At 67.2% G+C, this 13,902-nt stretch carries 11 protein-coding genes and 1 tRNA gene; 5 read left to right on the forward strand and 7 right to left on the reverse strand.

Going from position 1 to position 13,902, the window contains the following annotated elements:
• Positions 1-56: 56 nt before the first annotated feature.
• Positions 57-707: a nucleotide exchange factor GrpE gene (grpE, locus tag SACTE_RS15355; protein WP_014046946.1), complete on the reverse strand. Its 651-nt coding sequence runs from the start codon at positions 705-707 to the stop codon at positions 57-59.
• Positions 704-2,557 (reverse strand): molecular chaperone DnaK, encoded by a 1,854-nt coding sequence (gene dnaK / locus SACTE_RS15360; RefSeq protein ID WP_014046947.1) that lies wholly within the window; start codon positions 2,555-2,557, stop codon positions 704-706. Before dnaK ends, grpE begins: the two co-directional genes overlap by 4 nt.
• Before the next feature lie 347 nt (positions 2,558-2,904).
• On the opposite strand from dnaK, the gene SACTE_RS15365 reads away from it, so the two are divergent.
• The 3 genes from SACTE_RS15365 (at position 2,905) to SACTE_RS15375 (ending at position 7,083) form a co-directional block, all read left to right on the forward strand.
• Complete coding sequence (locus SACTE_RS15365) at positions 2,905-3,576, forward strand: sugar transferase (protein ID WP_014046948.1); 672 nt, start codon at positions 2,905-2,907, stop codon at positions 3,574-3,576.
• A gap of 106 nt (positions 3,577-3,682) precedes the next feature.
• Positions 3,683-5,950 carry a (Fe-S)-binding protein gene (locus SACTE_RS15370; protein WP_014046949.1) on the forward strand — a complete coding sequence of 756 codons (2,268 nt, stop codon included), beginning with the start codon at positions 3,683-3,685 and terminating at the stop codon, positions 5,948-5,950.
• 209 nt (positions 5,951-6,159) lie between these two features.
• On the forward strand, positions 6,160-7,083 hold the full coding sequence (locus SACTE_RS15375) for a Yip1 family protein (RefSeq protein WP_014046950.1): 924 nt from the start codon (positions 6,160-6,162) through the stop codon (positions 7,081-7,083).
• A gap of 112 nt (positions 7,084-7,195) precedes the next feature.
• Here SACTE_RS15375 and SACTE_RS15380 read toward each other — a convergent pair whose 3' ends face one another.
• A complete protein-coding gene (locus SACTE_RS15380; RefSeq protein ID WP_014046951.1) occupies positions 7,196-7,696 on the reverse strand; it encodes a phosphoribosyltransferase in 501 nt (166 codons plus the stop codon).
• Positions 7,697-7,702: 6 nt separating this feature from the next.
• Positions 7,703-8,278, reverse strand: a complete 576-nt coding sequence (dcd, locus tag SACTE_RS15385; protein WP_014046952.1) for a dCTP deaminase — start codon at positions 8,276-8,278, stop codon at positions 7,703-7,705.
• A gap of 476 nt (positions 8,279-8,754) precedes the next feature.
• On the opposite strand from dcd, the gene SACTE_RS15390 reads away from it, so the two are divergent.
• A tRNA-Gly gene (locus SACTE_RS15390) sits at positions 8,755-8,825 on the forward strand.
• 222 nt (positions 8,826-9,047) lie between these two features.
• Here SACTE_RS15390 and SACTE_RS34270 read toward each other — a convergent pair.
• The 3 genes from SACTE_RS34270 to SACTE_RS15395 form a co-directional block, all read right to left on the reverse strand.
• Positions 9,048-9,608, reverse strand: a complete 561-nt coding sequence (locus tag SACTE_RS34270) for a hypothetical protein (RefSeq protein ID WP_141707993.1) — start codon at positions 9,606-9,608, stop codon at positions 9,048-9,050.
• Between the two features lie 27 nt (positions 9,609-9,635).
• Positions 9,636-10,091, reverse strand: a complete 456-nt coding sequence (locus SACTE_RS33240) for a hypothetical protein (protein ID WP_078492628.1) — start codon at positions 10,089-10,091, stop codon at positions 9,636-9,638.
• A 794-nt stretch (positions 10,092-10,885) separates the two neighbouring features.
• Positions 10,886-11,563 (reverse strand): hypothetical protein, encoded by a 678-nt coding sequence (locus SACTE_RS15395; protein WP_014046955.1) that lies wholly within the window; start codon positions 11,561-11,563, stop codon positions 10,886-10,888.
• 662 nt (positions 11,564-12,225) lie between these two features.
• Here SACTE_RS15395 and SACTE_RS15400 point away from each other — a divergent pair.
• On the forward strand, positions 12,226-13,902 hold the full coding sequence (locus SACTE_RS15400; RefSeq protein ID WP_226995164.1) for a hypothetical protein: 1,677 nt from the start codon (positions 12,226-12,228) through the stop codon (positions 13,900-13,902).

Genomic DNA, 13,902 nt, shown 5'->3' on the forward strand with positions numbered 1-13,902 from the left:
GCCCTGTGGCCGGCCGCACGCCCCGTCGGTGTTCACCGTGGTGGTCGGACCTGATGTCAGACCTCCTCGGTGCCACCGCTCTCCTCGTCGTCCGCCTTCTCTTCCTTGGCCGCCGCGGGCGCGGCGCCCGGCTGCGGCTCGGCCACGGCCACCCGCGCGGGGCGGATGGTGCGTTCCCCGATGCGGTACCCAGGCTGCAGGATCGCCACGCAGGTCGTCTCGGTGACGTCCGGCGCGTAGCTGTGCATCAGGGCCTCGTGGATCGTCGGGTCGAAGGGCTCGCCCTCCTTGCCGAACTGCTGGAGGCCCAGCTTCGCGACCACCGTCTCCAGGGACTCGGCCACCGACTTGAACCCGCCGACGAGCTCGCCGTGCTCCCGTGCCCGGCCGACGTCGTCGAGCACGGGCAGGAGCTCGCTCAGGAGACCCGCGACCGCGACCTCCTTGACCGTCACCCGGTCGCGCTCCACGCGACGGCGGTAGTTCTGGTACTCGGCCTGGAGCCGCTGGAGGTCGCCCGTGCGCTCACCGAGCGCCGTGCGGACCTGGTCCAGCTGGGCCGTCAGGGCCGCTGTCTGCTGTGCGTCCCCGGCCGGGGCCGCCGCCTCCTCCTCGGAGGAGGGGGTGGCGGCCTTCGGCTCGGCGTCGTCGTCGGAGCCGGAGGGGACGTCGGGCTTCTCGTCGAAGTCCGGAGTCTCCTCGGTCACGCCGCACCGCCCTTCGTGTCCTTCTCGTCGTCCACGATCTCGGCGTCGACGACGTCGTCGTCGGCCTTGGTCTGGCCCTCGCCCGCGGCGTCCGCGCCGGGCGCGGCACCTTCGGCCTGGGAGTTGGCGTACATCGCCTGACCCAGCTTCTGGGAGACGGCCGCGACCTTCTCGGTGGCCGTACGGATCTCGGCGGTGTCCTCGCCCTTGAGCTTCTCCTTCAGCTCGGTGAGCGCGGTCTCCACCTCCGTCTTCACGTCACCGGGGACCTTGTCCTCGTTGTCCTTGAGGAACTTCTCCGTCTGGTAGACGAGCTGCTCGCCCTGGTTGCGCGACTCGGCGGCCTCGCGGCGCGCGTGGTCCTCCTCGGCGTACTTCTCGGCTTCCTCACGCATCCGGTTGACCTCGTCCTTCGGCAGCGAGGAGCCACCGGTGACGGTCATCTTCTGCTCCTTGCCGGTGCCGAGGTCCTTGGCCGCGACGTGCATGATGCCGTTGGCGTCGATGTCGAAGGCGACCTCGATCTGCGGCACACCGCGCGGGGCCGGCGGCAGGCCGGTCAGCTCGAACATCCCGAGCTTCTTGTTGTACGCCGCGATCTCGCGCTCGCCCTGGTAGACCTGGATCTGCACGGACGGCTGGTTGTCCTCGGCCGTCGTGAAGATCTCGGAGCGCTTCGTGGGGATCGTGGTGTTGCGCTCGATGAGCTTCGTCATGATGCCGCCCTTGGTCTCGATACCGAGGGACAGCGGGGTGACGTCGAGCAGCAGGACGTCCTTGACCTCGCCCTTGAGGACACCGGCCTGGAGCGAGGCGCCGATGGCGACGACCTCGTCCGGGTTGACGCCCTTGTTGGCCTCCTGGCCCGCGGTCAGCTCCTTGACGAGCTCCGCGACGGCCGGCATACGGGTGGAGCCACCGACGAGAACGACGTGGTCGATCTCGGAGAGCTGGATGCCGGCGTCCTTGACGACGTTGTGGAACGGGGTCTTGCACCGCTCCAGCAGGTCGGCGGTCAGCTGCTGGAACTGCGAGCGCGTGAGCTTCTCGTCCAGGTGCAGCGGGCCCTCGGCCGACGCCGTGATGTAGGGCAGGTTGATCGTGGTCTCGGTCGAGGACGAGAGCTCGATCTTCGCCTTCTCCGCGGCCTCGCGGAGACGCTGGAGAGCCATCTTGTCCTTGGACAGGTCCACGCCGTGCCCGTTGGCGAACTGCTTCACCAGGTAGTCGACGACGCGCTGGTCCCAGTCGTCACCACCGAGGTGGTTGTCACCGTTGGTGGCCTTCACCTCGACGACGCCGTCACCGATCTCCAGGAGCGACACGTCGAAGGTGCCGCCACCGAGGTCGAAGACGAGGATCGTCTGGTCGTCCTTGTCGAGCCCGTACGCCAGGGCGGCGGCCGTCGGCTCGTTGACGATGCGCAGGACGTTCAGGCCCGCGATCTCGCCGGCCTCCTTCGTCGCCTGACGCTCGGAGTCGTTGAAGTACGCCGGGACGGTGATCACCGCGTCGGTGACCTTCTCGCCCAGGTACGCCTCCGCGTCCCGCTTCAGCTTCTGCAGGATGAAGGCGCTCATCTGCTGCGGGTTGAAGTTCTTGCCGTCGAGCTCGATCTTCCAGTCAGTGCCCATGTGGCGCTTGACCGAACGGATCGTCCTGTCGACGTTGGTGACCGCCTGGCGCTTGGCGACCTCGCCGACGAGCACCTCGCCGTTCTTCGCGAAGGCGACGACGGACGGCGTGGTCCTGGCGCCTTCGGCGTTGGTGATGACGGTGGGCTCGCCGCCTTCGAGAACGCTCACGACGGAGTTAGTCGTGCCCAGGTCGATGCCGACCGCACGTGCCATTTCGATTCCTCCAACTGACTACTTGAGTGGATCTGACTCAAGGATGCATCACACCGGGCACAGAGTCAAAGGACCTGAGCCGGTTGGGCTCAACTTAAATGCTCGCACCGGCCTCCACCAGTCGTTTCGCCACGGAAGAGCGGGTGCGCGAGCCGACTCCGGGGCCCGCTTCCCCTCTACGGAGAGCCCTCTCCGCGACACCGGGAGGCACCTCGTACCCACACACCCCCCACCCACCATCGCACCGTGGGATTGTTCTGTCACAAAATGCGGCGAGACGGTCATAAACGGCACGTCCACGAACCCGGGCAGGTGCGATGCGGAGCGCGAGGCGGACTGCGGTGACCATGAAGAGAGCGGTACGCGGAACATGGCGCCCGGCCGCGCCCGGAGCGGCACGGGCCCCGCTCCGGGAGGCCCTGTCCGCCGCCGCCGACGCGCTGGCCGACCGGGCGGCGGCCGTGACGGCCAAGCGTGCCCTGGACCTGGGACTCGGCTCGGCCCTGCTCCTCCTGGCCGCCCCCGCGCTCGCGCTCGCCGCGCTGGTCCTGGCCGTCCGCCGGGGCGGTGACGGGGAAGGGGTGGTGCGCCGCGAACCGCGCGTCGGCCTGGGCGGCCGCCCCTTCGAGCTGCGGTCGCTGCGCACCCGGCGGTTCCGGCTCGACCTGCTGTCCCGGCTGCCGCACGTCGTACGGGGCGAGCTCTCCCTGGTCGGCCCGCCGCCCCCGCACCCCGACGACCCCGCGCTGCGCGACCCGCTGACCGACCCCTGGTGGCAGGAACTGCGCCCCGGCCTGACCGGCCTGGCGCAGGTGCGCGCCCGCTCCCGGATGCCCTGGGACGAACCCGCGCTCCTCGACGCGCACTACGCAGAGCATCATGGGACTGGTCTCGACCTCGCGATCCTCGCGCGGACCGCGCACATCCAGCTGCGCACGTCCCTGCGCGGGGCCCGCCGGGGCAAGGCTTCCCTGAGCGACACAGATCACCGCCTGCCCGGCTGCAGCAGGGTGGACTAAATGGATAGTGTCAGCACAGACTGATTAAGTTACTGCTTAGTAATCACGTGTACGTGCTGGACTTGTACGTGCTGGATCCCACCCTCGCAGGCCCGAGGAGCCCCCAATGCAACTCGCCGCGATCATCGTGTCGCTGGTGCTGACCGTCGTCGGCGTTGCGCTCATCGCCCGAGCCGTCGCGCAGATCTACCGGTTCGTCCGCATCGGTCAGCCGGTACCGGCGGGCAGTCGCACCGACAACCCGAAGCAGCGAACGATCACCCTGGTCAAGGAGTTCCTCGGCCACACCCGGATGAACCGGTGGGGCATCGTCGGCTTCGCGCACTGGTTCGTCGCCATCGGCTTTTTGACCCTGCCGCCGACGCTGCTCCAGGCGTACGGCCAGCTCTTCCAGGCCGACTGGGTGCTGCCGATCGTCGGCGACTGGCTGCCGTTCGAGCTGTACATCGAGTTCATCGGCATCATGACCGTGCTCGGCATCGTCACGCTCATGGCCATCCGGCTGCTGAACCTGCCCTCGCGGGCCGGCCGCAAGTCCCGCTTCGCCGGCTCCAAGGCCTGGCAGGCGTACTTCGTCGAGTACATCATCCTGGTCATCGGCCTGGCGATCCTCACCCTGCGCGGGCTCGAGGGCGCGATCCACCACGTCGAGGGCTACGAGGCCGCGTACTTCGTGTCGTATCCCCTGGTGCTCGCCTTCAAGGGCCTGGCCCTCGGCACGCTCCAGAACCTCATCTACTTCGTCGCGATGATCAAGATCGGCACCTCGCTGATCTGGATGATCACCGTGTCGCTCAACACCAACATGGGTGTCGCCTGGCACCGCTTCCTCGGCTTCCCGAACATCTGGTTCAAGCGGAACGCCGACGGCGGGGTCGCGCTCGGCGCGCTCCAGCCCATGACCACGGGCGGCAAGGAGATCGACTGGGAGGACCCGGCCGAGGACGCCGTCTTCGGTGTCTCCCAGGTCGAGCAGTTCTCCTGGAAGGGCATCCTCGACTTCTCCACCTGCACCGAGTGCGGCCGCTGCCAGTCGCAGTGCCCCGCCTGGAACACCGGCAAGCCGCTCTCCCCCAAGCTCCTGATCATGTCCCTGCGCGACCACGCGCACGCCAAGGCGCCGTACCTGCTGGCCGGCGGCGGCAAGGACATGGAGGGCGAGGAGAAGGCGACCGAGGAGCAGCTCAAGGACGTCCCGGCGTCGGCCCTCGCGGAGGCCGAGCGCCCCCTCATCGGCACCGCCGAGGAGAACGGCGTCATCGACCCGGACGTGCTCTGGTCCTGCACCACCTGCGGTGCGTGCGTGGAGCAGTGCCCGGTCGACATCGAGCACGTCGACCACATCGTCGACATGCGCCGCTACCAGGTGATGATCGAGTCCTCGTTCCCGTCCGAGGCGGGCACGATGCTCAAGAACCTGGAGAAGAAGGGCAACCCCTGGGGGCTGGCCAAGAAGCAGCGCGTCGAGTGGACCAAGGAGGTCGACTTCGAGGTCCCGATCGTCGGCAAGACCGTCGAGGACCTCAGCGATGTCGACTACCTGTACTGGGTCGGCTGCGCCGGCGCCCTGGAGGACCGGGCCAAGAAGACCACCAAGGCCTTCGCGGAGCTGCTGCACATCGCGGGCGTCAAGTTCGCGATCATGGGCGGCGACGAGAAGTGCACCGGTGACTCGGCCCGCCGCCTCGGCAACGAGCCGCTGTTCCAGCAGCTCGGCCAGGAGAACGTCGCCATGCTGAACATGGCGTTCGGCGAGGACGACGACGAGCCCGGGACGAAGAAGCCGAAGTCGTCGAAGAAGATCGTCGCGACCTGCCCGCACTGCTTCAACACGATCGCGAACGAGTACCCGCAGCTCGGCGGCGAGTACGAGGTCATCCACCACACGCAGCTGCTCCAGCACCTGGTGGACGAGGGCAAGCTGATCCCGGTGACGCCGGTCGAGGGCCTGATCACCTACCACGACCCGTGCTACCTGGGCCGTCACAACAAGATCTACACGCCTCCGCGCGAGATCATCGCCAAGGTCCCGGGTCTGCGCAACGAGGAGATGCACCGTCACAAGGAGCGCGGCTTCTGCTGCGGCGCCGGTGGTGCCCGGATGTGGATGGAGGAGCGGATCGGCAAGCGCGTCAACAACGAACGCGTCGACGAAGCCCTCTCGCTCAACCCGGACATCGTCTCCACCGCGTGCCCGTTCTGCCTCGTCATGCTGACCGACTCGGTCAACGGCAAGAAGAACGACGGCCAGGCGAAGGAGTCGATCCAGGTCGTCGACGTCTCGCAGCTCCTCCTGGAGTCGGTGAAGACACCCGCCGACCCGGCGGGCGAGTCGGAGACGGCCGACCAGCCGGAGCCCGAGCCCGTGAAGTAGGGCGCGCCGGCACCTCGACCGGAAGCGGCCGGACCTGCCTCGGGGGCAGGACCGGCCGCTTCCGCACGCCCGGGGGGGGGTTCTCCCCCGGAGCGGGGTGGAGAAAGCCCTCCAGGGTCCCCCTAGGGGATGTCACAGGTAGGCCGCAATGGCACCCCTGTTCCCCCGGCCCCCGCACCCCGGCCGCCCGGACCAGGTACGTTCGACGGGTGGCTGGATTCAGGATCGGACGCGGCCGGGACAACCGCACACCGCAACAACACCCGCAGCAGCAACAGCCGTACGGGCAGGCACCGTCGTCGCCGCCGTACGGCGGACAGGCGTGGCCCCCGGCAGGGGGCGGCGGCGCACCGTACGGCGGCCCCCAGGGCGCACCGTACGGCGCCGGGCCCGCGGGCGGGGGGCACGGGGGCGCCGGGCACGGGGGCGGACACGGGGAGCCCGAGTACTTCGGCGACCCGTACCACCAGCCTCCGCAGCACGACCCGTACGCCAACGCCCCCGGGCACACCCAGGCGTTCCGCGTCGACGAGGACCCGTACGGCGAGGGCAGCACGTACCACGCGGGCAGCGCCCCCGCCCAGCCCGCCGGGCCGCGGCTGGGCTGGAAGCAGCTGCTGAGCGGCATCGTGCTGCGCCCGGGGCCGACGTTCTGGCAGATGCGCGACTACCCCGTGTGGGGTCCCGCGCTCATCGTGACGTTCGTCTACGGGCTGCTCGCGCTGTTCGGCTTCGACCAGGCCCGGGACGAGGCGATCCACGCGGAGGTCTCCACCGCGGCCCCGTACGTCGTCTTCACGGGCGTCGGCTTCGTCATCGGCGGCCTGGTCCTCGGCGCGGTCACGCACACCCTGGCCCGCCAGCTCGGCGGAACCGGCTCCTGGCAGCCGACCGTGGGCCTGTCCATGCTGATCATGTCGATCACGGACGCGCCCCGGCTGGTGTTCGCCCTGTTCCTGGGCGGCGAGAACTCCCTGGTGCAGATCCTCGGCTGGGTCACCTGGCTCGCCGCCGGCGCGCTGTTCACGTCGATGGTGAGCAAGTCGCACGACCTGCCGTGGCCGAAGGCGCTGGGTGCCTCCGCGATCCAGCTGATCGCGCTGCTGTCGATCATCAAGCTCGGCACGATCTGACCTCGTCGCCACCACCCGCACGTGGAAAGGGCCCCGGTGCCACCGCTCATGGCGGCGGCACCGGGGCCCTTTCGTCCTCGCCTCGGGGCCCGGGGCCTACGAGCACCCGGGCCTACGAGTCGAGGACCTGGCCCTCACGGCGCACGACGGGCTTCTCCACGCTCCACGGGAAGTTGATCCACCGGTCGGTGGCCTTCCACACGTACTCGCACTTCACGAGCGACTGCGGCTTCTCGTAGATGACCGCGCTGCGCACCTCGGCCACGTGGTCGATGCAGAAGTCCCGGACCAGCTTCAGCGTCTTGCCGGTGTCGGCGACGTCGTCCGCGATCAGGACCTTCTTCCGCGTGAAGTCGATGGCGTTGGGGACCGGCGCCAGCATCACGGGCATGTCCATGGTGGTCCCGACACCCGTGTAGAACTCCACGTTCACCAGGTGGATGTTCTTGCAGTCCAGCGCGTACGCCAGACCGCCGGCGACGAACACTCCGCCGCGGGCGATGCTCAGCACGACGTCGGGCACGTACCCGTCGTCGGCGACGGCCTGCGCCAGCTCACGTACGGCGTGGCCGAAGGCCTCGTACGTCAGATTCTCCCGTTCCTCACCAGCCATACCGCATCACACCTGTGTCCGATGGAAGTTCATGTACGAACGCGAGGCGGTCGGCCCCCGCTGGCCCTGGTAGCGCGACCCGTACCGCTCGGAGCCGTACGGGAACTCCGAGGACGAGGTCAGCCGGAACATGCACAGCTGCCCGATCTTCATCCCCGGCCAGAGCTTGATGGGCAGGGTCGCCAGATTCGACAGCTCCAGCGTCACGTGCCCGGAGAAACCGGGGTCGATGAACCCGGCCGTCGAATGCGTCACCAGCCCGAGCCGCCCCAGCGAACTCTTGCCCTCCAGCCGCGAGGCAAGGTCGTCGGGCAGCGAGATGACCTCGTACGTCGAGGCCAGGACGAATTCCCCGGGGTGCAGGATGAACGCCTCGTCGCCGTCCGGCTCGACGAGACGGGTCAGATCGACCTGCTCGACCGCGGGGTCGATGTGCGGATAACGGTGGTTCTCGAACACCCGGAAGTAGCGGTCGAGCCGCACATCGATGCTCGAGGGCTGCACCATCGAAGCGTCGAACGGGTCAATGCGAACCCGCCCGGCGTCGATCTCGGCCCGGAGGTCCTTATCTGAGAGAAGCACGCACCGAGGATACGCAGAACGCGCGAGCCCGCCCCAACCGGACCACCCCGCGCGCCTGCCCCGCCACCTGCTGCCGCCTGCTACCGCCGCTCGTACACCACGGGCACGGCCTGCCTCAGCCGGGCACAACGCGGGCACCTCAGCAACCGCCCGGGCCCGATCCGACCGGACCCGAGATGCTGCATCGGGAACGACGAGGTAGCGAAAACGTGCCCTTCGGCACAGCGGACGACGGTGCGCTCCATCGACTCCATCAAGCCCCTTCCCCAACCAGCCATGGACGAGACCGCCACATTAGGGGATGAAGAGGACGCCACTCCACGCGGCACTCCGCCCACCCACGCTACGCCCCCAACTCCCGCCCCCGACAACCGCATCCACCCCCCGAACAAGACGAAGACCCCACGGCGATCACGCCGGGGGCCTGCGATGGGGTAGAGTGTGCGGCGATGCACTGCCGCTCGACGGCACGCTTCGCGGGTGTAGTTTAATGGTAGAACATGAGCTTCCCAAGCTCAGAGCGCGAGTTCGATTCTCGTCACCCGCTCTTCTGCGAACCCCTAGGTCAACGGCCTGGGGGTTCGTCGTTGTCTAGACCTCTCATGACCTGCCGTGCCCTCCACGTGCCCTATCTCCCGGAAATAGCCAGCTCGGAGCGCACGCGGCGCACCCCCCTGCACCACCTCGGGCGGCACCCGGGTCCGACGGCGAGAGGCAAGGTCCGTGCTCCGGGTCACTTGCCCGCCTCCCGGCGCGCTGCCGCGCCGAACTATCCGTCGCCACTCCCACCGCCGAGCCTGCCGCTCGCGCGTTGCATGAAGCTCTCGAACGCGGCCTCCGCATCATTAAGGCACATTAATGACGCAAAGTTGCGGGCCGCAGCATTGGATACTGCCTCGTCGTTGCCTCGGCCCCAGGCGTACATGTGGGGTCCGACCGCTTGGACAGCCTGTTTGGCGGCTTCAAGTACAGGGAGCGACGGGGCATCTCCACCATCCAGAAGCGAGATCCGACGATGCCGCAGCTCAAGATCGCGACACAGGGAATCTGAGCGATGCACCATGTCCCGGTACTCATGGAAACTCCCCACGATCCAGAGCGAGGTCGCTACTCGCAGGATCTGCCCTTGGAGTTCTTCCCACACGGTGCAGAAGTCCTCGTAAGCCTGGTACCGCTCCGAGAGTAGCGCTGAGGTGCTGGCTGTGATCCTCAGTTGCTGGATGTCTCGCGCCTGCACCACAGGCCCATGCACTGTCGAGTGATCGAGCCTGTTGGCCATTTCAACCGTCTTGTGCTGAACAGCCGCTTGCTCTCTACGAGATGAGTCCACGCTCGGATGTTAAGGGCGAATACAGAATCACACCTGAGTACTGCCCCAACCTCCTTCGGGAGGCGTCCCGAAGCTGAGCGAACCCACACTGCCGACCTGGACCACGGGGCCATGCTGCACGCCCCCACTGATCGTATTGTGCACATCCGCAAACTGTTGACCGCCTCGCCTTGGTGCAAGTTCATCGAGAACTGACTGCAGTTCAGACGCAGCAAGCGGATTGGCCATCAGGGTACGTCGCAGCCGTGTGCGCCATCCCGCCTCGACGTCCAAGACCATCTGCTCGTCACCGGCCTCCAACGCCGCCGTGAGCTCTCCGCGCGAGGTCTCCAGCTCGCCTTCAATCGCGACCCCTTCGCCACCGTCACGGCGCGCAAAGAACAAGGCGATCCGATCACGGGCCTGTGCCCACGAGTCAGTCGCCATCTGCTGAACGAATGCCGTTGCACCCGCAGCAGCGAGTGCCATCAACTCGGCTTCCACGCATCCCCCTTGCTTACAGTCGAGCCAGCCACCGTACCCGTGGCACTCAACGATTGCAGACCGACGACTACCGTAGGTCGCTCGCTCCCCCCACCACACGACAGGTCCTGATGACCGTGGCACGTCCCCGCAAAGATGCGCCTCCCGCACCAGACGCACTGCACCCCTGTGCGCGAGAGCCGGCATCCCCCAGGCGACCGCCTCAGACGACGAGTCAATGCTCGTAGGTGGACAGCAAACCGATTCCCGCGAGGCAGGCCGGAACAACGGCTGACCAGACGCCGTCTTCGGTCCTGGCCCACAGAGCTCCTGACAGAATCGCGACGAGGAGGACAACCCAGCACAGACGCCTGAACCTCTTCCGCGAACGGGCGAGCTGAGCAGCTACAACCTCACGCCGGCGCCTCTGCGCATCCTGGGCCGCCCATTGGTCCTGCGTGCGCCCCCGGAGGCGTGCCAGGAACGCAGCATGGTCGGCATCGTGCGCCCCGGCAGGTGACGCAACATTCACGTTGAGGTCTCCACGTACAGTGCCCGCCTGTACGACAGGCCCATCAACGTCCCCACGCAACTCGTTGTGCACATCGGGTTGTTCACTCATCCACTGAAGATACGCGAGCGCCTCAAAAGATCACCATTGGACTGCGCCTGCCTTTGTCTGATCAGACCCACCGGACGACTCTGTGATTCGCCGGGCCGACTCACCTCACCGCACAGCGCACGCCCTACAGGCATCCCCAACACGCACCCACCACCGCGGGGAGACCTTCCCAAGCCGAGACACGACGACTGACTCATGAGTCAACGAGTACGTACGGCTTGCTGCCTGCGTCCCGGGCGAAAAGCCAAGCGAACACGAGGAGCGGGGCGTAAACCACCGCAAGGAAGATGCTGCCCACGGCCACCATCACATGATCCGATCGACTGTATTGGTGCTGCGACCAGCTCAGCACCCAGAGGCCGAGAGCAGCAAGGAGTCCGACCAAGAACAACGCCGGCCACATGTGGCCGCTCTGCATCGAGAGCGCCAAGGACAGCACCACCGTCGACGGACCACGCCACTCCATCGTCTGTCCAAGATCCCACCCCAGGTGCTTCGGCCTTGGCAGTGCCAGCAATCCCACCATCAGCAAGATCTGCGCCACACCTCCGACCAGCCCGGCGTGCTCGGCGATCCAGCTCACAGGGGATTCTGTCCAACTTGACGGAATCGCCAGTGCATCGCAGACGACGGCCATCCCCTCCAGCGGTGTCCCCCAGCGACGGGCTCCGACGATGGTCGTGAGCGCCGCGAGAGAGGCCAGCGTCCGATAGAGCGTCGCCACGACATTCAGCGAACGGACCTCCTTGATCACGTTGTTTACCGTGCTCGACGGATTCGACATGAACACATCTCTGACCGAGTGCGCCTGCACGGCGGACCCCTCGACGTGGCCATTCAGATCATTGACAACGGATCGATACTCGCCCATGCGCTGGAACCTACGGCAGCGGTGAGAGCACCGCTACCAGGCGTCACAAGCCTGACCGCATCGGCGAGCACACCGGGCCTTGGCCGCGAACGACGGTGTACCGCCCGTAGTGCTCAACTTCAGGAGGCCGCCCGCCCCCGTGCCCCGACCGTGCCCTCAGGGCGGTGAACAGCGGTCAGAACAGGTCTTCGGAGGCAGGCTCAACAAAGGCCGCACAGGAGGGTCGCCGACACCCGCTCCGCGGTGACTTGAGTCACGCCGCCCGCCCGTATGTGCTGACTGAACGTGCCAGCACGTCCACGGCCCGCCTTTCAAGATGATGAGGATTCGTAGCGTGTCGGCCGACGCTGGGGTGCTTCTGAGCCAGACGCGGTCATTCACCAGCGAAGCTGATGCCACGTGGCACAGGGTGGGGCCCTCACAAAAAGCGTCCGCGGGGGAGGTGGCAGATGCCGCTGCTGTCATGGAGGACGGTGGCACCCACCGGAAGCCCGCACTGCACAGGTCCGCAGGAGCCGGCCGCTGTCCCCGGGGTCCCAGTGGACGGCGGGACCGGGAAGCCAATCGCCTACGTACCGGGGCAGGGTCCCGCCCGGACCACGTACGCGCGGCGAGATCCGGTGCCGAGCGCGAACTCCGTGATCCGAGGAATCGCTGGCTCCGTGCATGAGCGGGTCAACCGGATCGGACAAGCACGGGACTGGCTCGGGCGATGGCAAGACAAGATGCAGGGGCGGCCCCAACGGCCTATTCGGGAGCTGGACGAATGCTCCGGCGAACCCCTCGCGCAGTGGGCCCTGACGAACGTGCTGTACGCGCGCAAGCGGCCAGCACCGTCCTTCGGATTCGGGCTGGCGCCAGTGCTCACACACAGCGTTGCAGCACGACGGCAGCGTCGGCTCCGAGGCGCACTATTGTTGGCAACGCTGGTCTACCTGGGGGGCACCCATCCACGAGGACTGGCAGCGATTGTCGCCACCGTGTTGCTGTGGCAGTTCTTCATCGGGCGGTCGGGCCAGGCGATTATGCGCTGGGGCTTCAACGCACTCGTGCCGGCTGTCCTTCTCGTTGCGGCGCTGTTCGCCCTCTGGACTTTCGCCAAACCACATCTCCCGCTGCTGCGCGAGGCCGCCCTGGAAGGGTTACTGGTCGCCCCGCGTCTGCTGATCGCCGTCACTGCGCTTCACCTTCTTGACCGCTGGGCGTGTCACGCCTATGTGCAGTCGCTGCGCCTTGGCCGCGGACGCATCGCCACGCGGCCCTTCCTCGCACCGTTCGCCGCCAAGAGAATCACGGCGTGCGAGGTCACTGAGCGGTGGCAAAGCATCGCGTACCGCAGGGAAAGCAGGGTGGATCGCTTCGTCGGAGCCGGCCTCGACTCGTGGCCGAAAGGAGCTACCCGTATCCAGCTCACGTCAGCCCGCACCAGTGAGGACGAAGAAGACGGCCCGCCCCTGGCTACAGCCGACTTGTCCGACCTTGACGCGAGTCAGAAATTCGAGGCGGACGAGCTCCTCGACAAGGTGCGCGACGAACTGGAGGAGCTTCGAGGAGCTCTCGTCGAAACCCATGCCCTGCCCAATTGTGATGTGGCCGAGTTCCTCGGCATCCCCGAGGGCCGATGGAAGAGCTTGGGCCAGAACGGTGGAGGCGGCGGTGATAAGTCGGAGTGGCCGGAGGCCACTGAGATGTGCACCGAAGCTCGGGATGCGCCCACCGGTCACTTCTCCCGGAGATACCTCGCCGCGCAAGTCGTCGCCTGGGACGGCCAAATCGTCGTCACCGTCTTCGCGCACGCAGCCCTGGAAGGCAACACACTGCACTTCGTCACCCGCCCGCACGTCCTGGCACCGCTGCTTTCCTCAGCAGACGTAACGCCCGCCAAGGGCTGGGATCTCGCCAGGAAACTGGCAGAAACACCGCTTCATGCATGCGGAGATACCGTGGCGCTCGCGTCCCGGGTGTACACGACTATCGGACGCGGACTCGGGCTGCTGACGGCTGTGACTATGGCCGCCGCCGCTGTCCGCGAGAAAGACGACGGCCGGCCGGTGAGCCTGAGAGAGCACTGCGGTCGGGAGACAACTGAGGACATGCACCAGACCGAGGACGTGCAGCGCTACGTGTCGATCCTGCAATCGCGGATGTTCAGCACGGTGAGCGCTTTTCTTGCCGACCACGGCCTGGCGACCGGCGAGTTCAAACGTCAGGCCATCGCCATCACACAGAACTTCATCAGCGGCGACAACAACCAGGTCAACACCGGCAATATGGGCGGCGGCATGCAACAAGGCCCTATGCCTGGCGGTCCGGCAAACAGAACCGAGAAGGCAGGTTGA

It is taken from the genome of Streptomyces sp. SirexAA-E, assembly GCF_000177195.2.
Classification (GTDB): domain Bacteria; phylum Actinomycetota; class Actinomycetes; order Streptomycetales; family Streptomycetaceae; genus Streptomyces; species Streptomyces flavovirens.

Excerpts from the sequence above, each read along its gene's own strand:
- SACTE_RS15365 (WP_014046948.1), top strand. The coding sequence starts at position 2,905 with ATGAAGAGAGCGGTACGCGGAACATGGCGCCCGGCCGCGCCCGGAGCG.
- dnaK (WP_014046947.1), bottom strand. The coding sequence starts at position 2,557 with ATGGCACGTGCGGTCGGCATCGACCTGGGCACGACTAACTCCGTCGTG.
- SACTE_RS15395 (WP_014046955.1), bottom strand. The coding sequence starts at position 11,563 with ATGGGCGAGTATCGATCCGTTGTCAATGATCTGAATGGCCACGTCGAG.
- SACTE_RS15370 (WP_014046949.1), top strand. The coding sequence starts at position 3,683 with ATGCAACTCGCCGCGATCATCGTGTCGCTGGTGCTGACCGTCGTCGGC.
- SACTE_RS15380 (WP_014046951.1), bottom strand. The coding sequence starts at position 7,696 with ATGGCTGGTGAGGAACGGGAGAATCTGACGTACGAGGCCTTCGGCCAC.